18 protein-coding genes and 1 tRNA gene are annotated in these 21,041 nt (G+C 61.1%); 12 read left to right on the top strand and 7 right to left on the bottom strand.

What is annotated here, in order from left to right:
- Window positions 1-927 carry a DMT family transporter gene (locus tag HNQ36_RS16320; protein ID WP_184086862.1) on the top strand — a complete coding sequence of 309 codons (927 nt, stop codon included), beginning with the start codon at window positions 1-3 and terminating at the stop codon, window positions 925-927.
- A gap of 45 nt (window positions 928-972) precedes the next feature.
- Here HNQ36_RS16320 and HNQ36_RS16315 read toward each other — a convergent pair whose 3' ends face one another.
- The 3 genes from HNQ36_RS16315 to rplU all read right to left on the bottom strand — a co-directional run bounded on the left by HNQ36_RS16315 (window position 973) and on the right by rplU (window position 2,519).
- Window positions 973-1,560 carry a GNAT family N-acetyltransferase gene (locus HNQ36_RS16315; RefSeq protein ID WP_184086860.1) on the bottom strand — a complete coding sequence of 196 codons (588 nt, stop codon included), beginning with the start codon at window positions 1,558-1,560 and terminating at the stop codon, window positions 973-975.
- Window positions 1,561-1,692: 132 nt separating this feature from the next.
- The gene (gene rpmA / locus HNQ36_RS16310) at window positions 1,693-1,962 is read right to left on the bottom strand and encodes a 50S ribosomal protein L27 (protein WP_019199405.1); all 270 of its coding nucleotides are present in this window, start codon (window positions 1,960-1,962) and stop codon (window positions 1,693-1,695) included.
- Window positions 1,963-2,018: 56 nt separating this feature from the next.
- Complete coding sequence (gene rplU, locus HNQ36_RS16305) at window positions 2,019-2,519, bottom strand: 50S ribosomal protein L21 (protein WP_046828028.1); 501 nt, start codon at window positions 2,517-2,519, stop codon at window positions 2,019-2,021.
- Window positions 2,520-2,949: 430 nt separating this feature from the next.
- Between rplU and HNQ36_RS16300 the strand changes: the two genes are divergently transcribed.
- From HNQ36_RS16300 to HNQ36_RS16280, 5 genes are all read left to right on the top strand, one after another.
- Window positions 2,950-4,026: an ROK family protein gene (locus tag HNQ36_RS16300; protein WP_184086858.1), complete on the top strand. Its 1,077-nt coding sequence runs from the start codon at window positions 2,950-2,952 to the stop codon at window positions 4,024-4,026.
- 203 nt (window positions 4,027-4,229) lie between these two features.
- Window positions 4,230-4,319 (top strand) — tRNA-Ser (locus tag HNQ36_RS16295).
- A gap of 158 nt (window positions 4,320-4,477) precedes the next feature.
- Complete coding sequence (locus HNQ36_RS16290) at window positions 4,478-5,308, top strand: chromate resistance protein ChrB domain-containing protein (protein ID WP_184086855.1); 831 nt, start codon at window positions 4,478-4,480, stop codon at window positions 5,306-5,308.
- Window positions 5,305-6,708, top strand: coding sequence for a chromate efflux transporter (gene chrA, locus HNQ36_RS16285; RefSeq protein ID WP_184086853.1), 1,404 nt, complete (start codon window positions 5,305-5,307; stop codon window positions 6,706-6,708). The genes HNQ36_RS16290 and chrA overlap by 4 nt, the downstream gene beginning before the upstream one ends.
- A gap of 93 nt (window positions 6,709-6,801) precedes the next feature.
- A complete protein-coding gene (locus HNQ36_RS16280) occupies window positions 6,802-8,130 on the top strand; it encodes an NAD(P)/FAD-dependent oxidoreductase (protein ID WP_210312053.1) in 1,329 nt (442 codons plus the stop codon).
- A gap of 59 nt (window positions 8,131-8,189) precedes the next feature.
- Here HNQ36_RS16280 and HNQ36_RS16275 read toward each other — a convergent pair whose 3' ends face one another.
- Window positions 8,190-10,163 carry a DEAD/DEAH box helicase gene (locus HNQ36_RS16275; protein ID WP_184087099.1) on the bottom strand — a complete coding sequence of 658 codons (1,974 nt, stop codon included), beginning with the start codon at window positions 10,161-10,163 and terminating at the stop codon, window positions 8,190-8,192.
- A 255-nt stretch (window positions 10,164-10,418) separates the two neighbouring features.
- Here HNQ36_RS16275 and HNQ36_RS16270 point away from each other — a divergent pair, with 255 nt between their 5' ends.
- Window positions 10,419-10,835 (top strand): DUF1236 domain-containing protein, encoded by a 417-nt coding sequence (locus HNQ36_RS16270; RefSeq protein WP_184086851.1) that lies wholly within the window; start codon window positions 10,419-10,421, stop codon window positions 10,833-10,835.
- 68 nt (window positions 10,836-10,903) lie between these two features.
- Here HNQ36_RS16270 and HNQ36_RS16265 read toward each other — a convergent pair whose 3' ends face one another.
- From HNQ36_RS16265 to HNQ36_RS16255, 3 genes are all read right to left on the bottom strand, one after another.
- Window positions 10,904-11,704: an FAD binding domain-containing protein gene (locus HNQ36_RS16265; protein WP_184086849.1), complete on the bottom strand. Its 801-nt coding sequence runs from the start codon at window positions 11,702-11,704 to the stop codon at window positions 10,904-10,906.
- Window positions 11,705-11,779: 75 nt separating this feature from the next.
- The gene (locus HNQ36_RS16260; RefSeq protein ID WP_184086847.1) at window positions 11,780-14,134 is read right to left on the bottom strand and encodes a xanthine dehydrogenase family protein molybdopterin-binding subunit; all 2,355 of its coding nucleotides are present in this window, start codon (window positions 14,132-14,134) and stop codon (window positions 11,780-11,782) included.
- Window positions 14,135-14,216: 82 nt separating this feature from the next.
- On the bottom strand, window positions 14,217-14,702 hold the full coding sequence (locus HNQ36_RS16255; protein WP_184086845.1) for a 2Fe-2S iron-sulfur cluster-binding protein: 486 nt from the start codon (window positions 14,700-14,702) through the stop codon (window positions 14,217-14,219).
- 312 nt (window positions 14,703-15,014) lie between these two features.
- Here HNQ36_RS16255 and HNQ36_RS16250 point away from each other — a divergent pair, with 312 nt between their 5' ends.
- From HNQ36_RS16250 to HNQ36_RS16230, 5 genes are all read left to right on the top strand, one after another.
- The gene (locus HNQ36_RS16250; RefSeq protein WP_430641375.1) at window positions 15,015-15,692 is read left to right on the top strand and encodes a 3-oxoacid CoA-transferase subunit A; all 678 of its coding nucleotides are present in this window, start codon (window positions 15,015-15,017) and stop codon (window positions 15,690-15,692) included.
- A gap of 51 nt (window positions 15,693-15,743) precedes the next feature.
- On the top strand, window positions 15,744-16,397 hold the full coding sequence (locus HNQ36_RS16245) for a 3-oxoacid CoA-transferase subunit B (RefSeq protein WP_184087097.1): 654 nt from the start codon (window positions 15,744-15,746) through the stop codon (window positions 16,395-16,397).
- Between the two features lie 284 nt (window positions 16,398-16,681).
- Window positions 16,682-18,181, top strand: coding sequence for an MFS transporter (locus tag HNQ36_RS16240; protein WP_184086841.1), 1,500 nt, complete (start codon window positions 16,682-16,684; stop codon window positions 18,179-18,181).
- Window positions 18,182-18,184: 3 nt separating this feature from the next.
- The gene (gene otsB / locus HNQ36_RS16235) at window positions 18,185-18,997 is read left to right on the top strand and encodes a trehalose-phosphatase (RefSeq protein WP_184086839.1); all 813 of its coding nucleotides are present in this window, start codon (window positions 18,185-18,187) and stop codon (window positions 18,995-18,997) included.
- Window positions 18,994-20,832 (top strand): glycoside hydrolase family 15 protein, encoded by a 1,839-nt coding sequence (locus HNQ36_RS16230; RefSeq protein WP_184086837.1) that lies wholly within the window; start codon window positions 18,994-18,996, stop codon window positions 20,830-20,832. Before otsB ends, HNQ36_RS16230 begins: the two co-directional genes overlap by 4 nt.
- Window positions 20,833-21,041 lie beyond the last annotated feature (209 nt).

Raw genomic sequence — 21,041 nt, 5'->3', positions numbered from 1 at the left:
ATGACGAGTCCATTCAAACCATCGAGCGGTGCAGCGACGCGATCCTCGACGCTGGCGGGCATTCTGTTCATGCTGGCGGCCATCACGATCTTCTCGCTGGTCAATGTCTTCAGCAAGATGATGGTGGCGGCTTATCCGCCGGCGCAGCTTTTCTTCATCCGTGGTTTTGCGGCCATTGCGACGTTGCTGCCGTTTCTCGCGCGAGACAATTTTGCGGCGGTACGCAGCGTGCCGCGGCCCGGATTGCAGGTGCTGCGGATGGCGCTGTCGGTCGCCGACGGCATGCTGTTCTTTACAGCGATCAAGTATATTCCGCTGGCGGATGCGACGACCTGCTATCTCGCAGCACCGATCTTTGTCACGGCCTTCTCGGCGATTTTCCTGCGCGAGCATGTTGGCTGGCGACGCTGGACGGCGGTGGTCGTCGGTTTCATCGGCGTACTGATCGCGCTGCGCCCGACCGGCGCTGCTATTTCCTGGCCGGCAATGATTGCGCTGGCGGGATGCCTGTGCCAGTCGGTCTTCATGATCGTGACGCGTTACGTGCGTGGCACGTCGAACTTTTTTCTGGCCATGACTCAGGTCGTGGGCTCGTTCGTCTTCGGTGGAATCGTGTCCGCCTTCATTTTCCTTCCACCGACATGGCTGATTGTCGGCCTGTTGCTCGTCAGCGGCACAGTCAATGTGGTCGCCGTGCTCTGCCTCAATCGCTCGCTGATTCTGGCGCCCGCCAGCGTCGTGGCGCCGTTTCAGTACACGATGATCGTATGGGCAATCGTGCTCGGATTTCTGGTGTTCGGCGACGTGCCGTCACTGAACACCATGATCGGGGCGACGATCGTGGCCTGCGCGGGAATCTATATTTTCCTGCGTGAACGCGCGGTCATGCATCGCGAGCCGGAGCCCAATCCGCCCACGGTGGTCTAGAGCATGATCCTCACCGGTTTCTCGAAAGGATCATGCTCTGGCAGCTCACCGCCGCGTTGAGCTGCTCCAGCTCTTGAGCGAAGCCCACACGCCGCGCTCCAGCTTGAAGCGATCGACCGGTGTCGATGATCCAAGCGTCAGGAAGCGGTGCAGTTCAACGCCGGTCCACTGGAAGCCGCACTTCTCCAGCACATGGCGCGAGGCCGGATTCAGCACCCGCGCCCCGGACAGCAGTTCGTCGATGGCGAATTCCTCGAAGGCGTAATCGATCACGGCCCGCGCGGATTCCGTCGCGTAGCCCTTGCCCCAGTGATCGACACCGAAGCAGTAACCGAGTTCCGGCGCGTTTTCGTTTTCCCAGCTCACGCCGACAAGCCCGATCGCGGCACGCTCGTGCTCGACCAGAAATACGGTGTCGATGGTGGCGGCGATGGTGGTCACGAAGCTGATCGCATCGTCGGCCGTGTAGGGATGCGGTACGCGGCGTAAATTAACCGACACGCGCTTGTCGCCGACGACACGCGCAATGGCTTTTACGTCCGCGAGCGTCGGCTGACGCAAAACCAGCCGATCGGTCTCGAGGACGACGGCTCTTGATTCCCGCAACGTGGGCGTTGGCTTTTCCAGCAACATGGTCAGGCTCCGTGATGTGCCCGTCCCCAAAACGAGCAAAACAAAAGGGGAGGCCGGTTACCCGTCTCCCCTTCGAGCCTTCCAGTGCTCTGCCGGTTCAACGAGACCCGGCAGACGCGATGTGTCTACCGTTTATTCAGCCGCAACCGCCATCGGAATAACCGAGATGAAGGTGCGGCCGTTGGCTTTGGCGCGGAATTCGACGCGGCCTTCAACCTTGGCGAACAGGGTATGATCCGTGCCCATGCCGACGTTAAGGCCGGGGTGCCAGGTGGTGCCGCGCTGACGTGCAATGATGTTGCCCGGAATCACGTGCTCGCCGCCGAACGCCTTGATGCCAAGGCGCTTGCCTGCCGAGTCGCGTCCGTTGCGCGATGAACCGCCTGCTTTTTTGTGAGCCATGGCTCCGTCTCCAAAATTCGCTTTAAGCTATAGACCGATTCCTTGACGGAATCATTTCACTTTTCGTCGCTCTTTGCCTTCGGCGCGGCTTTCTTGGCCGCGGTCTTTGGCTTGGCGGCGGCTGTTGACGCTGCCTTTTTGGCCGGAGCCTTCTTGGCGACCTTGGCCGGAGCCTCGTCACCGTCCACCGGAGCGGCCTCGATCTTCTTTTCACGCTTCGGACGCGGACCCACGGTCGGGGCCTTGCCGTCGGTGAGAATCTCGGTGACGCGGATCACCGTGATTTCATCGCGATAGCCGCGCTTGCGCTTCGAATTCTTGCGGCGGCGCTTCTTGAAGGAAATCACCTTCGGGCCGCGCTTGTGGTCCAGCACTTCGGCGGCCACGGACGCACCCGAAACGAACGGGAATCCGAGGACCGGCGTGTCGCCACCAACCACCATTACTTCGCCAAGCTGCACGATCGTTCCGACATCGCCGGCGATCTTGCCAATCTCGAGCACATCATCCGGTACGACGCGGAACTGCCGGCCGCCGGTTTTGATGACTGCGAACATCGTTTTCATCCTTCGTGTTCGATTCCGATGCTCGGATAAATCCGGCCCGGCTTCTTGTTCAGTCGTTACATCTTAAGCGCGACCGGACGCAAAACCGGTTTCCACTTTTGCTGGCCGCGCTCGATGGGTTCACCGCGATCATCACTTGATCATCGCGAAATCTCTGCGCTATCGGGGCTGCTCTCGTATCGGAGCCGTCCGGCCGGTCGCACAAAAACAAACGGCGCGAGAAATCCCGCGCCGGGTTGCGGGTGTTATAGCCGCAGAAGACAACGAGTCAAGAAAAAGCGACCCCAAAATGGGCCGTTTATAAGCCATTTGGCTCGATTTCTGGCGTTTAAGGCTGCCGTCCGTGCTGCCGCGCCCGTGCCCCCGAAACCATCCGGTTCCCCGGCCGTTATACCCCGCAACAGGCAAGGGGTCCCCGGATATGGCTGAAGACACGCTGACGACCGCCGGTATCGGCAATCACGGGGCGGCACGCCTGCCGTCCGTGGACATCGACAGCTACAACATCGAACTTAAAGACGAGGATGGTTTTCTGGGCGACCGGGCCAGCAAGGGGGCGTTTCAGGACATCCTCGATAAGTGGCGAAAACCATTGAAGAAAAACGGAGATGATCCGTTCGGCGCCAAGTCGACCGAAGAGATCAGCAAGAAGAAACTGGACGAGATCCTGGTCGGTGATGACGTCGAAGCCGCAGCCTTGATCCACAGTGCCATCGAGGAATTCGCCCAGGAGCTGGCTTACGTCACGGGGCGCTTTCTCAAGACCAAGGCCTGGGACAAGACCGAGGCGATCATCGTCGGCGGCGGCTTTCGGCAAAGCCGGATCGGCGAACTGGCGATTGCCCGGGCGGACATCATTCTCAAGGCGGGCGGCGCAAAAGTCAGCCTGATCCCGATCCGGTTTCACCCGGATGAGGCGGCGCTGATCGGCTGCGCGCATCTGGTGCCGTCGTGGATTTTCGAGGGGCACGACAGCATTATCGCGGTCGATATCGGCGGCACCAACATTCGCTGCGGTGTGGTCGAAACCCGCCAGAAGAAGACCCCCGATCTGTCGAAAGCGTCGGTCTGGAAATCAGAACTATGGCGTCATGTCGATGACGAGCCGACCCGCGAAGGTGCGGTGAAGAAACTCGCGGGGATGCTGAAAGCGTTGTTGAAGGGCGCCGAGGCCGAAGGTTTGAAGCTTGCGCCGTTTATCGGCGTCTCGTGTCCCGGTGCGATTGATGCTGACGGCTCGATCGAGAAAGGCGCGCAGAATCTGCCGGGGAACTGGGAAAGCAGCAAATTCAACCTACCCGCCAGCCTGATCGAACTGATCCCGAGCATCGGCGATCACGACACCGCGGTACTGATGCACAATGACGGCGTGGTGCAGGGCTTAAGCGAGATCCCCTTCATGCAGGACTACAAGCGCTGGGGGATCCTTACCATCGGGACTGGGCTCGGCAACGCGCGCTTCACCATGCGCAATGCGAAAGAGAAGAAAAAGGGGTGAGGCGAGAAATCTGCGGGCGGGTGCGCGCATCGGCTTCGAGGTCAGGTGCAGCGCCCAGAAGGCTTTCGTGGCCGTGGCGTTTCCGGCGAGCCCGATCCATTCTCTCTAAATGGCACGAAAAGGCTGCCGGTGCCTTGTCTGGACCGGCATCCTCGCATAGAACTCGCCCCGCGACCCGGCGGGAAACCGCTGCTTTGGTACCTGGAGAGGTGGCAGAGTGGTCGAATGCACCGCACTCGAAATGCGGCATAGGTGCAAGCCTATCGGGGGTTCGAATCCCTCCCTCTCCGCCATCAAACCTTGGTCAATGCGTATCGCCGGGCGGTCAGCCCAGCCAATCCGCAATTGACAAAATTGCACTCCTTGATTTTACTTCAAGTTATGGGGAAGCGATCTCCCCACAAGGCGACATGCCCAAGAATCGCGTCCGGTTTTCCAACAAGGACGCATCATGTCAGCAATCAACGCAATCTCCCCTGATAAGCTTGCCCGTTTAATCGGTACGCCCGCGTGCCCGGTACTCGTTGATGTCAGGATCGACGAGGATTTCAACGCCGACCCGCGATTGGTTCCCGGCGCTATCCGCCGCAGCCACAGGGAAGTCGCCGAGTGGGCGCCGGGCTTTTCAAAGCGGACCGTCGTCGCGATTTGCCGAAAAGGACACAAACTCAGCGAGGGTGTCGCCGCGTGGCTGCGTCATGCCGGCGCCTCCGCCAACATTCTTGAAGGCGGAATTGAAGCGTGGGCGAAGGAGGGGCGCCCGCTTGTTCCTGTGTCCAAGCTTCCTGCCCGCGATCCACAAGGGCGAACCGTATGGGTTACACGCGCCCGACCGAAGATCGATCGCATCGCCTGCCCGTGGCTGATCCGCCGGTTCGTCGACCCTTCCGCGGTATTTCTTTTCGTAAGCGCCTCCGAGGTCGAAGCTGTTGCGGAGCGTTTTGGTGCCGCTGCCTTCGATATTGAAAACGTCCACTGGAGCCATCGCGGAGAGCTCTGTACGTTCGATGTTATGGTCGAGGAATTCGGGCTGGGACTCGAGCCGCTCAAGCGTCTTGCGACCATCGTGCGGGCGGCGGATACAGCGCGCCTCGATCTTTCGCCGGAGGCACCCGGCCTGCTTGCGGCTTCACTGGGATTGTCGCGAATGTACTCCGACGACCTCGAACAGCTCGAAGCGGGTCTGGGGCTGTACGATGCCTTCTATCGTTGGTGTCGGGATGCCACCGACGAACCCCACAATTGGCCATCGCACAAAGCGAAAGTGAAAGCGAAGGCATGACCGATGTGACCACGCCGCCAGCGGCTCTGCACGAGCGGACTGCTCCGGATTTCCCGAGTCTGGCCGAAGCATTTCGGGTCTGGCTGCGGGTGGCGATGCTCAGTTTTGGCGGCCCCGCCGGGCAGATCGCGGTGATGCACCGGATTCTTGTCGAGGAAAAGCGCTGGGTTTCCGAAAGCCGGTTCTTGCACGCCCTCAATTACTGCATGCTGTTGCCGGGCCCCGAGGCGCAACAGTTGGCCACCTATATCGGCTGGCTGATGCATCGCACCCGCGGCGGCATCATGGCGGGAGGCTTGTTCATTGTCCCCGGTATCGTCGCCATTATGGCGCTGAGTTACGTCTACGCTGCATTCGGCAATGTCGGATTCGTTGCCGCCCTGTTTTTCGGTCTGAAGGCGGCGGTGCTGGCCATCGTGATTCAGGCCGTCGTTCGTGTCGGCAAGCGGGCGCTGAAGAATCAGGTCATGCAGGGACTCGCGGCCGCGGCATTCGTCGCGATCTTCTTTTTTGATATTCCGTTTCCGATCATCATCGTAGTTGCTGGATTGATTGGCTACTTCGGTGGCCGGGCCGAGCTTGCGGTGTTCGCAGTCGGCGGCGGGCATGACAGCAAAAATTCCACGGCTATGGTCGATGCCTTGCTGGGCGACGAAGTGCCCGGCCATGCACGCCCGAACCTCGGGCGCTCCCTGCGGGTGGCCGTCGTTTGGTTGCTGTTGTGGCTGATACCCGTGGCCGCGCTTCTTCTGCTGCTCGGAGAGCACAACGTCTTCACGCAGATTGCGGTGTTCTTCAGCAAGATGGCCATGGTGACGTTCGGCGGCGCCTATGCGGTGCTGGCGTATGTCGCGCAGCAGGCCGTGGAGAATTACCATTGGCTGCGTCCGGGCGAGATGCTCGACGGATTGGGCATGGCCGAGACCACGCCCGGTCCGCTGATCATGGTGTTGCAGTTCGTGGGCTTCATGGCCGCCTTTCGCGATCCCGGCCCGCTGTCGCCCATGATGGCGGGAACGCTGGGCGGGCTGCTGGCGACCTGGGTGACCTTCACGCCTTGCTTCCTCTGGATCTTTCTCGGCGCGCCGTTTATCGAGATGATGCGCGGTAACAAGGCGCTCGCGGGGGCGCTTTCCGCGATCACCGCAGCAGTGGTGGGCGTGATCCTGAACCTTGCGATCTGGTTCGCGATCCACACCGTTTTTCGCGAAACATTTCCGGTGCGCGGTTTCGGGTTCTGGTTCGAGGCTCCTATGCTCAGGAGCGTCGATCCGTGGGCGCTTGCGCTGTCGCTCGCGGCGGCTGCAGCGATATTCCGCTTCAATGCCGGAATGTTGCAGACGCTGGCTGCCTGCGCCTCGGCGGGGGTGTTGCTTTACTTGGCCGGGCTTCTTGGATGAGCCCGATGGACGATGCATTTCGCCTCTCGCCAGCTTGCCTTGCGCGGAAATTTGCCGCCAACTCATGAATGATTTTCTTTGCGGAGAGACATCATGGAGCGGTCGGCCGATATCCCGGGCGGGAAAGATAACGCGGAGGCGGCAACAACCGGCCGTCATCGCGTCGTCGTGGTCGGCGCAGGCTTCGGTGGACTGGAAACGGTACATCGGCTTGCAGGCGCGCCGGTCAGCATTACGCTGATCGATCGGCGCAACCATCATCTGTTTCAGCCTCTGCTCTATCAAGTGGCGACGGCTTCGCTGGCGACTTCGGAGATCGCGTGGCCGATACGGCACCTGCTGAGCGGGCGGCGGGAGGTGATCACGCTGCTCGCGTCGGTTACAGGCGTCGATGTCGCCGCGCAGCGCGTTTTGCTCGATGACGGCGACGCGCTGGAGTACGACACGCTGGTGCTCGCGACCGGTGTGCGGCATGCCTATTTCGGCCACGATGAATGGGAGCCGTTCGCGCCGGGGCTGAAAACGCTCGAAGACGCCACGACGATCCGTCGCCGTCTTCTGCTGGCGTTTGAGCGCGCGGAGCGTGAGAGCGATCCGCAGCGGCGCGCGGCGCTTCTGACATTCGTGATCGTCGGTGGCGGTCCGACCGGCGTTGAACTCGCCGGGACCATCGCGGAGCTGGCGCGCGTGACCCTGCCGCCGGACTTCCGCAACATCGATACGCGAGCCGCGCGCGTGGTTCTGATCGAGGCTGGGCCACGCGTGCTTGCGGGCTTCGCCGAGGATCTGTCCGACTACGCACACCGCTCGCTGGAGCGCATCGGGGTTGAAGTGGTGCTCGGGCGAGCAGTGTCCGAATGCAGCGCCGATGGCGTGATTTACGGCGGCGAGGTTTTGAAATCGAACACCATCCTCTGGGCTGCCGGCGTGCGTGCGTCACCGGCGGCGGAATGGCTCGGCGTGCCGCTTGATCGTGCCGGGAGGGTCATTGTCGAGCCTGACCTTACGGTCCCCGGTCGTCCGGAAGTATTTGCGATCGGCGATACGGTGACGATCGCCGCGCCTGACGGTCAGCCGGTGCCGGGCATCGCGCCCGCGGCGAAACAGCAGGGGCGATACGTGGCGGACGTGATCAAGGCGCGATTGCGCGGCGAGACATCGCCCGCGCCGTTTCACTACAAGCACGCCGGAAGTCTCGCCCAGATCGGCAAGCGGCTGGCGGTGATCGATTTCGGCCGTATCAAGCTGCGCGGCGCACTGGCGTGGTGGATTTGGGGAATCGCGCACATCTATTTTCTGATAGGCGTGCGCAACCGGCTGAGCGTCGCGATCAGCTGGCTCTGGAACTACCTGCGTGATCAGCGCAGCTCACGGCTGATTACTCAGGGACGCAGCGCGCCGGAGTATCCCAAGCAGCCTTAAGGGGAGGGATGCCGAAGGCTGCAAATTGGCCCTCGGCGTTCATGCCCCACTCAAAGAAACTATCCGCCTTTGCGGTGCTTCTTTTTCTTCGGCTTCTTGGCAGGGCCACCCTTGTCGACATCCGGCCAGCTCTGGCGATCCTGGCTCTTGCCGGGCTTCGGACCTTTGCCGCGCGGAGGTGCACCTTCGAAGCGGCGAGTGTCGTCCCGCTGAGGTTTTTCGCTGTGCTTCGGCTTGTCGTAGCGCGGCTTGTCCTCGTGCCGAGGCTTCGAGTCGTAGCGCGGTTTGGCGCTGAAATCCCTTTCCTTGTGCGCGGGCTTCCGCGGGCGCTTGTCGAACGATGGGGTATCGCCCTGCGGTCCGTTCGGCAGCGCCTCGATGCGGATATTGTCTTCCTTGTCGGGACGCTTGATCTTGGCGGTAAATTCGTCGACCGCGTTCGCGGAAATTTCAAACTCGGTGCTGGCGTCGAAAATGCGAATGGCGCCGATATCCTGTTTGCCGATTCCGCCGCGACGGCAGATCATCGGCAGCAGCCAACGTGCCTCGGCATTCTTGTTGCGGCCGATGGCGGCGCGAAACCAGACGCTGCCTTCGGGCATCTCGCCGCGTGATTTCGATTTCGCGCGCGGCGCGCGGTCGTCACCGCGCGGCTCGCGGCTGTCACGTCGCGCACCGCGATCTTCGCGCGATCCTCGGTCGTCGCGCGACCGGCCACCCTGGCCGGGATCGAGAATGTCTTCGGGCGAGGGAAGGCGCGAGCGATAGAGGCGCGCCAGTGCCGCTGCGATGTCCTCCGCAGAGCGTTCGGCGAGCATCGCGCGCGCCAGCACCAGATCGTCTTCCGTGGTTTCTTCACCGAACAGCGCGTCCTGCAACATGCGCTGCTGATCGAGCGTGCGGATCTCCTCGACGGTCGGCGCGGTGCCCCAGACCACATCGATACCTGCCATGTTGAGTAACAGTTCGGCACGGCGCTTGCGCGCTGGGATCACGAGCATCACACTGATGCCCTTCTTTCCCGCCCGGCCGGTGCGGCCCGAACGATGCTGCAAGACTTCGGGATCGTTCGGCAGATCGGCGTGAATCACCAGACCGAGATTCGGCAGGTCGAGACCGCGTGCCGCAACGTCGGTGGCGACGCAGACCCGCGCGCGTCCATCGCGCAGCGACTGTAATGCCTTGGTCCGTTCGTTCTGGGTCAGTTCGCCCGACAGCGCGACCACGGAGAAACCGCGTTCGAGCAAGCCGGCCTGTAAATGGTTTACCGCGTTTCGGGTGTTGCAGAACACGATGGCGCTGGGGGATTCGAAAAACCGCAGCACGTTGACCACGGCATGTTCGACGTCGCCCGGCGCGATACGGATGGCGCGATATTCAATGTCGGCATGGCCGCCGTCGCCGCCAGCCACTTCGATGCGAAAGGGGTTGTTCTGATATTGCTTGGTGATGGAGATAATCGTGCGCGGCAAGGTCGCCGAGAACAGCAGCGTACGGCGCGTGTCCGGCGTGGTCTTGAGGATGAATTCCATATCTTCGCGAAAGCCGAGATCGAGCATCTCGTCGGCCTCGTCGAGCACGACGGCTTTCAGTTCGGAGACGTCGAGCCGCTTGCGGCGGATATGATCGCACAGCCGACCGGGCGTGCCGACCACGATGTGCGCGCCGGCTTCAAGCTCGCGTTTTTCGCGCTGGGGGTCCATGCCACCGACGCAGGAGACGACGCGGGCGCCCGCATAGGCATAAAGCCATTCCAGTTCGCGATGAACCTGCAGGGCCAGTTCACGCGTCGGCGCAACGATCAGCGCGAGCGGGGCGCCTGCGCGTGGCAGGCGCTCGGCGTCGCCGAGCAGATCGCTTGCGAAGGCCAGTCCGTAGGCGACGGTCTTGCCGGAGCCGGTTTGCGCCGACACCAGCAGGTCGCGGCCGATGGCATCGCGGGCAAGCACCGCCGTCTGGACCGGCGTTGCATCGTTGTAGTTGCGCTCGGCCAGGGCGCGGGCGAGCGGGGGACTTGCGGACAGGGATTTCACGTTGAGACCTTGGTTGGCGTTGTCGCCATGAATGAGATTGAAACGGCTCAATGCACGCACGACGCGCGCATCTGGCAGTTTCAAAGAAATCGATGAATTGGGGGTGCTTTAGGCCAGTTTTGGCCAAAGAGCCATCAATAAGTGCTCCTGTTGCCACCAGAATAAGGCCATTCCGCGTTCTCGCCGCCACGGCAGGAACCATTGGGCCGTCAGCCACTTGTGCTTCCCGACAATCTTCAATCGGGAGTTTTGAATATGAAGCGGACTTTGATGGTTTTAGCGATGATTTCGACGAGCGCGCTCATTCCGGCCGTCGCCTCGGCTCAAGGCGTTCCGGGCGGCGTCGAGCGCGGGGCTCGCGAGGGCGAACGCGTAGGCGGGCCGGTCGGTGCGATTGTGGGCGGCACAGTGGGTGGCGTGGTCGGCGGCGTTGCGGGCGTTCTTGGCGTCGACCAGGGTCCGCGCTTCCGCAGCTACGTTGTCGAGCAGCGTCGTCCCTCTTACCGGTATCAGAACGACCTCGCGGTTGGTGTCGTTCTTCCGGAAGAAGGCGTGACCTATTACGACGTTCCGGCAGAGTACGGCGTTCGCGACTATCGCTACACCGTGGTGAACGACCGTACCGTTCTGGTCGATCCGCGGACCCGTCGTGTGGTTCAGATCGTCGAGTAAATCGCTGTCGCTCTCGAATAAAAAGGCCGCCCCCAAGGGCGGCCTTTTTCATTTTTGTGAAAGGAGATTTATCCTGCCGCGGCGACCGCGCGCTGCGCCATCACCTTGACGAGGTTGGCGCGATAGGTCGCCGAGCCATGGATGTCCGCCATCAGCCCGTCGGCTGAAATCGTCACGCTGTCGATGGCGCCGGCAGACCAGTTCGCCTTCAACGCCGCCTCGATGGCGGGTACGCGCATCACGCCGTTCTGTGACGCGCCGGTCGCGGCCACGCGCACATCGCCCGACTTCGTCTTGGCGACGAATACGCCGGTGAGTGCGAAGCGCGATGCCGGGTGGCGCATCTTCGCATAGGCTGCCTTCGCCGGAATCGGGAACGAGATTTCGGTGATGATCTCGCCATCTTCCAGCGCGGTGGTGAACAGGCCCTTGAAGAAATCGTCAGCCTTGATGCTGCGCTTGTTGGTTTTCACCGTGGCGTCGAGGGCGACGACGGCTGCGGGATAATCAGCCGCCGGATCGTTGTTCGCGATCGAACCGCCGATGGTGCCTCTATAACGAACCGCGGGATCGCCGAGCACCGAGGTCAGATGCACGATGGCAGGGATCGCCTTCTTCGCATCCGCGCTGGTGAGGATGTCGTAGTAGGTCGTCGCCGCCTTGATGACCAGCGCATCCGCCGTCGCCGATACCCCGACGAGCGCAGGAATCCGCGCGAGATCGATCACGTCGGACGGCTGTGCGAGGCGTTGCTTCATCACCGGCAGCAGCGTGTGGCCGCCGGCGAGATACTTCGAATCGGAGCCCTTCTTGAAGAGCGCGACGGCGTCATCGATGCTGGACGGGCGGTGATAGGTTGTCTCGTACATGATGCTTCTCCCCTACGGCGTTTTTCTGCGCATGATCTTTTCCGAAAACCGGTATCCACTTTTCGGGATCATGCGCTACTCCGCGGCCTGTTGCTGATGGATGGCGTGCCACACCCGGTCGGGGGATGCCGGCATTTCAAGCTTGTTGTTGCCGATAGCGTCGGTAATCGCGTTGATCACCGCCGGCGTCGAGCCGATGGCGCCGGCTTCGCCGCATCCCTTGATGCCGAGCGGATTGCTCGGGCAAAGCGTCATGGTATGCGACACCTTGAACGACGGCAGATCGTCGGCGCGGGGCATGGCGTAATCCATGAACGACGCCGTCAGGAGCTGGCCGCTCTTGTCGTAGACCGCGCCTTCCAGCATCGCCTGTCCGATGCCCTGTGCAAGACCGCCGTGAACCTGACCCTCGACGATCATCGGGTTGATCAGGCGTCCAAAGTCATCGGCTGCGACGAAGTTGACGATATCGGTCTTGCCGGTGCCGGGATCGACGTCGACCTCGCAGACATAGGCGCCGGCGGGGAAGGTGAAGTTGGTTGGATCGTAGAATGCGGTCTCCTTCAGGCCGGGCTCCATGCCGTCCGGCAGGTTGTGCGCGGTGTAGGCAGCAAGAGCGACCATCGGCAGCGCAATCGCCTTGTCGGTACCGGTGACCTTGAATTCACCGTTCTCGATGACGATGTCGTTTTCTGAGGCCTCAAGTTGATGCGCGACGATCTTTTTCGCCTTGGCTTCGACCTTCTCCATCGCCTTGACGATGGCGGACATGCCGACGGCGCCGGAGCGTGAGCCGTAGGTACCCATGCCGAATTGCACCTTGTCGGTGTCGCCGTGAACGATCGACACCTGACCGATCGGAATGCCGAGACGATCGGCTACCACCTGGGCAAATGTCGTTTCATGGCCCTGACCATGGCTGTGTGAGCCGGTGAGGATTTCAATGGTGCCGACAGGGTTGACCCGCACCTCGCAGGATTCCCACAGACCGACGCCTGCGCCGAGGCTGCCGACGGCTTTCGACGGCGCGATGCCGCAGGCTTCGATGTAGCAGGAGAAGCCGATGCCGCGCAGCTTGCCGTCTTTCTTGGCCTGCTCCTTTCGCGCGGGGAAGCCGGCATAGTCGATGGCTTTCAAGGCCGCGTCGAGTGAGGCGTTAAAGTCGCCGGCGTCATAGGCCATGATCACCGGCGTCTGATGCGGGAAGCTGGTGATGAAGTTCTTGCGGCGCAGCTCGGCCGGATCGACCTTGAGCTGCCGCGCCGCGGTTTCCATCATCCGCTCCATCACGAAAGAGGCTTCCGGACGGCCCGCGCCGCGATAGGCATCGACCGGGGTGGTGTTGGTATAGACGCTGATCACCTCGGCATAGATGTTCGGGATGTTGTACTGGCCCGACAGCAGCGTGGCGTAGAGATAGGTCGGCACCGACGACGAGAACAGCGACATGTAGGCGCCGAGATTGGCATGGGTTTTTACCCTGAGACCAATGATCTTGTTGTCCTTGTCGAACGCCATCTCGGCCTTGGTGAGATGATCGCGGCCGTGGGCGTCGGTCAGGAACGCCTCGGTGCGGTCGGATGTCCATTTTACCGGACGGCCGGTGCGCTTGGAGGCCCACAGCGCCACCATTTCTTCAGGATAGATGAAGATCTTGGAGCCGAAGCCGCCGCCGACGTCCGGCGCAATCACGCGCAGCTTGTTTTCGGCAGCGACGTTGTAGAACGCCGACAGCACGAGGCGCGCGACATGGGGGTTTTGTGACGTAGTGTAAAGAGTGAAGTGCTCTTCGGCGGAATCGTATTCCGCAACCGCCGCGCGCGGCTCCATGGCGTTCGGCACCAGACGGTTGTTGGTGATATCCATCGACACGACATTGGCGGCCTTCTTGAAGGCCTCGCCGGTCGCGGCCTCGTCGCCGATGCTCCAGTCATAGATGACGTTGCCGGGCGCTTCGGGGTGAAGCTGCGGCGCGCCGGATGCGATGGCCGAACGAATGTCCGCGGCCGCCGGCAGTTCTTCGTACGCCACCTCGACGGCTTCCGCCGCGTCGCGCGCCTGATTGCGGGTTTCCGCGATCACGACAGCAACGGCGTTTCCGACAAAGCGCACGGTTTCCGGCGCCATGGCCGGCCACGCGCCCATTTTCATCGGCGAACCGTCCTTGGAGTGGATCATCCAGCCGCAGATCAGGTTGCCGATCTTGTCATCCACGAGTTGCTGGCCTGTCAGCACATCGACCACGCCTGGCATCTTCATGGCGGCGGTGACGTCGATGTTTTTGATTTTTGCGTGGGCGTGCGGGCTGCGGACGAACGACGCATAGGTCATGCCATGGAGGCGGACGTCGTCGGTGTATTTGCCCTTGCCGGTGATGAAACGCTTGTCTTCCTTGCGCACTACCCGTGCGCCGATACCTTCAACACTCATAATCTCGACCTTTCCATAAGGGCTGCCTTGATCGCGCGAGCAGCGCGGGCAGCTGCACATCTGATTATTGAGTCGTCGCGGATCATTCCGCGGCGGCAGAAACCTTCATGCGTCCGGCGGCGTCGAGCACCGATTTGACGATGTTGTGGTATCCCGTGCAGCGGCAGATATTGCCTTCCAGTTCTTGGCGAACGGTTTCTTCGTCGAGGCCGCCGGGATGGCGCTGCACGATGTCGATGGCGCTCATGATCATGCCCGGCGTGCAGTAGCCGCACTGCAGGCCGTGGTTATCGCGGAATGCCGCCTGCATCGGGTGCAGGGTGTCGCCCTTCGAAATACCTTCGATGGTGGTGACGTTGGCGCCGTTGGCCTGGCCGACCATGGTGGTGCAGGATTTCACCGCGCGGCCGTCGATGTGGACGATGCAGGCGCCGCACTGGCTGGTGTCGCATCCGACATGGGTGCCGGTAAGGCCGAGATGATCGCGCAGCAGATGGACCAGAAGGGTCCGATCCTCGACATCGGCAGACACCGCCTTGCCGTTGACCGTCAATTTGATTGTAGACACAAGCACCTCCCCAGTGATTTCCAGAAAACGCTTTTTGTAATTGTTCTAATTAACAACCGGCCTGCAAAACTTTGCAACGTCGATTTTCGTCGCGGATGTCATCGCGCGATCATCTGGACGTGAGGCGCATGCGCGATGCGCTGCGTGATCGCGTAAGGTGCCAGATACAATGTTCATTTCGCAGATGCGAAAGAGGGCTGCTTTCTGCATCCCCTCAATGCCGACGCGAGGTTTGATTGACGCGTCCTTTTTGCCTAGGCTCGATCGATCAAAGGCAAGAAAATAGAACGCTAACAAAGGAGTAAGGTGGTGATCGACAAGCGCGTAGAGTCGCTGGCGGCTGCGGTCGCCGGTGTGCAGGACGGTGCGACCGTGCTGGTGCCTGGTTTTGGTGCGGTCGGTGTCGCCGACAATCTCCTCGAAGCGCTGCACGATCAGGGAGCAAAGGAATTGACGATCGTCGCCAACAATTCAGGCAACGGCGATCATGGTTTGGCGCGCCTCATCAACTCCGGACGTGTGCGCAAGGTCATCTGCTCGTATCCGCGCTCAGGCGACTACAGCGCCTTCCTGAATGCCTACCGCGCCAAGAGCCTTGAACTGGAATTGGTGCCGCAAGGCACCATCAGCGAGCGCATGCGTTGCGCCGCCGCCGGTCTCGGCGGTTTTTTCTCGCCTGTCTCGGCGGGCACGAAGCTCGCGGAAGGCAAGGAGCAGCGGGAAATCGACGGACGGCTTCATGTGTTCGAGAAGCCGCTGAGGGGCGACATCGCGCTGGTGAAAGCGGCGAAGGCCGACCGCTGGGGCAATCTCACCTACCGCAAATCCGCCCGTAACTTTAATCCGGTCTGCGCGATGGCTGCGGAATTGACCGTGGTTGAGGTCGAGACCATGGTCGAGCTCGGCTCGCTCGATCCCGAAGCCGTTGTGACACCCGGAATTTTCGTCGACAGAATCGTCGTTGCCGAACCGCGCAAGATTGGGAGCTGACACGTGACTCTTGATGCAACTGCTCGTTACACCCCTTTGACGCGGCACCAGATGGCATGGCGCGCTGCGCAGGATTTGCCGGAAGGCGCTTACGTCAATCTCGGCATCGGCATTCCGACGCTGACCTCGGGCTTTGTGCCGAAAACTCGCGAGGTGATTTTTCACAGCGAGAACGGCGTGCTCGGGATGGGCGGTCCGCCGAAGCCTGGTGAAGAAGATGAAGAGCTTACCGATGCCGGCAAGAATCTGACGACGCTGGTGACCGGCGGTTGCTACGTCCATCACGCCGATGCGTTTCTGATGATCCGCGGCGGTCATCTCGATGTCAGCCTGCTCGGCGCATTCGAAGTGTCGGAAAAGGGCGACCTCGCCAACTGGACCACGGAAGACACGGAGTTTCCGCCCGGTGTCGGCGGCGCGATGGATCTCGCGGTGGGCGCCAAGGAAATTCGCGTCCTCATGGAGCACACCGACAAGAAGGGGCAGCCGCGCATCAAGTTCCGCTGCAGCTACCCGCTCACGGCGGCAGGCGTGGTGAAGCGCATTTACACCAACTACGCGGTGATCGATGTCACGCCGCAGGGTCTGCTTGTGGCTGAAATGATACCGGGCATGACGCTCGAGAAGCTGCAGACTATGACGGAACCGAGGTTGCAGCTTGCACCCGGCTACAAGGATATGATGCCGCCCGCCCGCGCGGCCTGATCCACTGGCGGAACCCGCGTCGGTCGCGGGTTCCGCATGGAACTACTCTCTCATTTCGGTGTTGGTATTACGGACGGCGGCGGATGTACCCGCCGTCCTGCGAAACAGCATGGAACCACAAGTTCCGGGCCGTTCTGCTGACGTGTTGCGTTCTGGGGAGACCCTGCAGCGCAGAATTCCAACACCTGCCGTGATGCATTGCATCCGGCGGTGCCCGCCATCGTTTCGCCGATCACGGCGTCCATCGAAGGGTCGAGAGTGGAACCGGGAGAAGGGACGGCGGGATGTCAGCTTTGACAAGCATCCAGATGTCCCCCGCACAGACCTCACCGCGACAAAGCGCTTCTTCTGTCGCGCTCGCTCAAGGGACTGTCGAGACAGATATCCCCGCACGTCTGGATTCGCTGCCATGGAGCGGATTTCATACCCGCGTGATCGCGGCGCTTGGCATCACCTGGATTCTCGATGGTCTCGAGGTGACGCTTGCGGGTGCATTGTCGGGTGCTCTGAAAGAGAGTCCGGTTCTCAAGTTCACCAACACCGACATCGGCATCGTCACCAGTGCGTATCTTGCTGGCGCTGTTCTCGGGGCTATCGGCTTCGGCTGGCTGACGGACCGGATCGGACGCAAGAAACTGTTCTTCGTTACACTTGCGGTCTATCTCGCAGCTACAGCAGCAACGGCTTTTTCGTGGAGTCTCGCAAGCTTCGCGTTCTTCCGGTTTCTGACCGGTGCGGGCATCGGCGGTGAGTACACCGCGATCAATTCGACCATCCAGGAGCTTGTGCCTGCGCGTTATCGCGGTCGCACAGATCTGATTGTCAACGGCAGCTTCTGGATCGGTGCCGCGATAGGTGCTGTGAGCGCAATCGTGCTGCTTGATCCGAATGTCATCGATCCTGAGAAGGGCTGGAGGCTGGCGTTTTTGACCGGCGCGGGTCTCGGCCTGATCGTGTTCGTGATGCGGTTCTGGATTCCCGAAAGCCCACGCTGGCTGATAATCCACGGCCAACCGGAGCGAGCCTTGAAGATCGTGAACGATATCGAATCCTCGATGATGCCCGTGGCGCGCGGTAGCGGTTCTCCGTTACCCAAAATGAAACTGAAAATGCGCGCCCATACCCCGTTACGCGAGGTCGCCGTCACCCTGTTCCGGACCTATCGCAGCCGCTCCCTGGTGGGACTGTCGCTGATGGTGGCGCAGGCATTTTTCTATAACGCGATTTTCTTCACCTATGCTTTGGTTTTGACAGATTTCTTCGCTATCCCCGCCGCAAATGTCGGCTGGTACATCCTGCCTTTCGCGGCCGGAAATTTTCTCGGGCCACTGCTGCTCGGCTCGCTGTTCGACACGGTCGGGCGGCGCACCATGATTGCCTTCACCTATAGCGTGTCGGGCATCTTGCTCGCCGTCTCGGGCTATCTGTTCTCGATCGGCGTTCTCAGCGCGCAAACCCAGACGATTGCCTGGATGGTGATCTTCTTCTTTGCGTCGCCGGCGGCCAGTGCTGCGTATCTCACCGTGAGCGAAACCTTTCCGCTCGAGATTCGCGCCCTGGCCATCGCGTTGTTTTATGCGATCGGTACCGGCATCGGTGGCATCGCTGGGCCAATGCTGTTCGGCGTGCTGATCGACACCGGTTCGCGCGACAGCGTGTTTGTCGGTTATCTGCTTGGATCGGCTTTGATGGTCGCAGCGGCGCTGATCGCGTGGCGTTATTGCATCGATGCCGAGTGTAAACCACTTGAGGAGGTTGCGCGGCCGCTGGCGGCGCAAGAATAACGAATGGATCATCGTGTGACTGAGAATTTTTCCGCAAAATCCATGGGGGACATGCTGCCCGCGCCGGCCGGAATCGTGCCGGACCTGGACCAGACCGCGCTGCTGCTCGATATCGACGGCACATTGCTTGAGTTAGCGCCGACGCCTCGCGACGTCGTGGTGCCGCCGAAACTTGGCTTGGTTCTTCAAACACTGCATGACCGGCTGGATGGCGCGCTCGCGCTGGTCAGCGGCCGCTCGCTGACCGACATTGATGTCATCTTTGCGCCGTTACAGTTTCCGGCGGTTGGCGGCCATGGTGCGGAAATGCGACTGTCGGTCGAGAGCGAGGCGGTCGCGTCGTGCGCGCCCCCGATGGATAATGACCTGAAGCGCCGTTTCATCGCGATCTCTCACCTCAGCCCCGGCATTCTGTACGAAGACAAGGGCTACTCTGTCGCGCTGCATTACCGGCTGGCGCCCCAGTTCGAGCGAACGATCTACGAAGCGGTGTCGGCGATCCGCGCCGATCTTCCGCAAGCTCCGATTGAAGTACTCCCGGGAAAATTCGTGTGCGAGATCAAGCCCGCCGGTTTCACCAAGGCGACCGGTGTTCGCGAATTGATGAATCGCGCGCCTTTCTCCGGGCGCAATCCCATATTCATTGGTGATGATGTCACCGACGAATCCGTGTTCGCCATCATGCCGGCGTTTCGCGGTGTGTCATTTTCGGTGGGTCGGCGCGCGCATGGCGTCAACGGGCAGTTCAAGGCCCCGAAGGACGTCCGCGCCTGGCTCACACATTTACTCGATGAAGAAGCGATGGCGGCGCAATGAATATTCCCAAGGCAATCACGGCACCACAGGCTGAAGCAGGCGCGAAGATCGATCACGGCCTTGATCTTGCTGTGATCGGTAACTGCAAGACAGCGGCGCTGGTCGATCCCACGTCGCGGCTGGTGTGGTGGTGTTTCCCACGCTTCGATGCCGATCCGGTCTTCTCCCGATTGCTTGCGGGCGACGAAGAGAAAGGTTTCAGCGACGTCGTGCTCGACGGCATGGTGGACTTCAAATCCGAGTACGTCCGCAATACGGCTTTGGTTGAAACCATTTTGACTGATGCCAAGGGCAATGCCGTTCGCATCACCGATTTTGCACCGCGCTTCCGGCAATATGGTCGTATGTTCCGGCCGCCGCAGCTGTTTCGCATCATCGAGCCGATTGCCGGGTTGCCGCGCATCACGGTTCGTATTCGGCCGACCCATTCCTATGGCAAGCCGCTGAAGCGGAGCTCGCTCGGTAGCAATCACATTCGTTACGTCGAGGAAGAGTCATCGGTTCGTGTCACGACCGACGCGCCGATCGCCATGATCGAACATGAAACGCCGTTCGTTCTGACGCGGCCGGTGCACATGGTGTTTGGTCACGACGAGCCCTATCCCGGCGATCTCGCGGCGACCGCAAAGTCGTTCGCCGAACAGACCAAGGCGTACTGGCTGCATTGGGTGCGGCGTCTTTATATCTCATACGACTATCAGGAAGCGATCATCCGCGCCGCTATCACGCTCAAGCTGTCGAATTTCGAGGAAACCGGCGGCATCATCGCCGCGCACACCACGTCGATACCGGAAGCGCCGGGTTCAGGGCGTACCTGGGATTATCGGTTCTGCTGGCTGCGCGATGCTTACTTCGTGGTGAAAGCGCTGAATCGCGTTGGTGCGACGCAGACGATGGAGGATTTCATCGGTTTCACGCTGTCGCTTGCGGCGAATACCGATGAACCGCTGAAGCCGGTCTACAGCGTGGTACCGAACCTCCCGCTCGACGAATGGATCGCGGCCGATCTCAAGGGTTATCGGGGCGATGGCCCGGTTCGCGTCGGCAACGCCGCCGTCGAGCAGAGCCAGCACGATACCTATGGCAGCGTGATCCTCGCGGCGCTGCCGCTATTCTTCGATCGCCGATTGCCGACGCCGGCTGGTGAAAAGCTGTTTCGCCTGCTGGAGGGCCTTGGAGAGAAAGCAGCCGATGTCGCGCTGAAGCCGGACGCTGGCATCTGGGAATATCGCGGTCGGCAACGGATTCACACCCATTCCGCAGCGATGTGCTGGGCAGGCGTCAACAGGCTCGCATCGATCGCTGCGCGACTCGGCTTGCACGATCGCGCGGCTTACTGGAACTCGGTCGCCGATCCGATTCATAAGGAATTGCTCGAGCGTGCATGGAATCCGAAGCGCGAAGCGTTCACTGCTGCATTCGGATCTGACGATCTCGACGCAAGTGTGCTGCTGCTGCCCGACCTTGGCGTATGTGAGGTCGACGATCCGCGTTTCGTCAAGACGGTGGCGGTGATGGAGAGGGAACTGCTGCGCGAAAAGCACGTGATGCGCTATGCGGCAGAAGACGATTTTGGATTGCCGGTGACTGCGTTCCTGATCTGCCGGTTCTGGTTGATCGATGCCTGGTGGCAGCAGGGACGGCGTGAGGAAGCACGCGAAGCGTTTGCCGATGCACTCGCGCATCGCAATCGCTACGGCCTGTTGTCGGAGGACGTCGATCCGAAGACCGGCGCCTTGTTCGGGAATTTTCCGCAGACCTACTCGATGGCGGGATTGATTCTCACCGGCATGAAGCTGTCGCGGAACTGGGAAGATCGCTACTGGCGCAGTTAGTCTTGCTGTTTCGACAGCTATGCGCGCAGTTAAATCGAATTCTCTTTCGGCTGATCAAACAGAATATCGGTGACGGTATTTTGCATACGTGCGCGTTGCGCGATTCCGTCTGTGTCAAGACTATGCAAATCGTTTTTAATGCTTCACCCTTTTGTTTAATGGAACCCGGTTCCGTTTTGCTTGCCCAAATTTGACATCAATCAGTCTGA

Source organism: Afipia massiliensis (assembly GCF_014203115.1).
Lineage (GTDB): Bacteria > Pseudomonadota > Alphaproteobacteria > Rhizobiales > Xanthobacteraceae > Afipia > Afipia massiliensis.
This window is presented reverse-complemented; position numbering and strand designations above follow the sequence as displayed.

Bases quoted from the DNA above. Each gene is read 5' to 3' on its own strand.
- HNQ36_RS16265 (WP_184086849.1), bottom strand. From the start codon at position 11,704: ATGTACGAGACAACCTATCACCGCCCGTCCAGCATCGATGACGCCGTC.
- HNQ36_RS16245 (WP_184087097.1), top strand. From the start codon at position 15,744: ATGGCATGGCGCGCTGCGCAGGATTTGCCGGAAGGCGCTTACGTCAAT.
- HNQ36_RS16240 (WP_184086841.1), top strand. From the start codon at position 16,682: ATGTCAGCTTTGACAAGCATCCAGATGTCCCCCGCACAGACCTCACCG.
- HNQ36_RS16320 (WP_184086862.1), top strand. From the start codon at position 1: ATGACGAGTCCATTCAAACCATCGAGCGGTGCAGCGACGCGATCCTCG.
- HNQ36_RS16270 (WP_184086851.1), top strand. From the start codon at position 10,419: ATGAAGCGGACTTTGATGGTTTTAGCGATGATTTCGACGAGCGCGCTC.
- HNQ36_RS16315 (WP_184086860.1), bottom strand. From the start codon at position 1,560: ATGTTGCTGGAAAAGCCAACGCCCACGTTGCGGGAATCAAGAGCCGTC.
- HNQ36_RS16260 (WP_184086847.1), bottom strand. From the start codon at position 14,134: ATGAGTGTTGAAGGTATCGGCGCACGGGTAGTGCGCAAGGAAGACAAG.
- HNQ36_RS16290 (WP_184086855.1), top strand. From the start codon at position 4,478: ATGTCAGCAATCAACGCAATCTCCCCTGATAAGCTTGCCCGTTTAATC.
- HNQ36_RS16230 (WP_184086837.1), top strand. From the start codon at position 18,994: ATGAATATTCCCAAGGCAATCACGGCACCACAGGCTGAAGCAGGCGCG.
- rpmA (WP_019199405.1), bottom strand. From the start codon at position 1,962: ATGGCTCACAAAAAAGCAGGCGGTTCATCGCGCAACGGACGCGACTCG.
- rplU (WP_046828028.1), bottom strand. From the start codon at position 2,519: ATGTTCGCAGTCATCAAAACCGGCGGCCGGCAGTTCCGCGTCGTACCG.
- HNQ36_RS16280 (WP_210312053.1), top strand. From the start codon at position 6,802: ATGGAGCGGTCGGCCGATATCCCGGGCGGGAAAGATAACGCGGAGGCG.
- HNQ36_RS16300 (WP_184086858.1), top strand. From the start codon at position 2,950: ATGGCTGAAGACACGCTGACGACCGCCGGTATCGGCAATCACGGGGCG.
- otsB (WP_184086839.1), top strand. From the start codon at position 18,185: ATGGATCATCGTGTGACTGAGAATTTTTCCGCAAAATCCATGGGGGAC.
- chrA (WP_184086853.1), top strand. From the start codon at position 5,305: ATGACCGATGTGACCACGCCGCCAGCGGCTCTGCACGAGCGGACTGCT.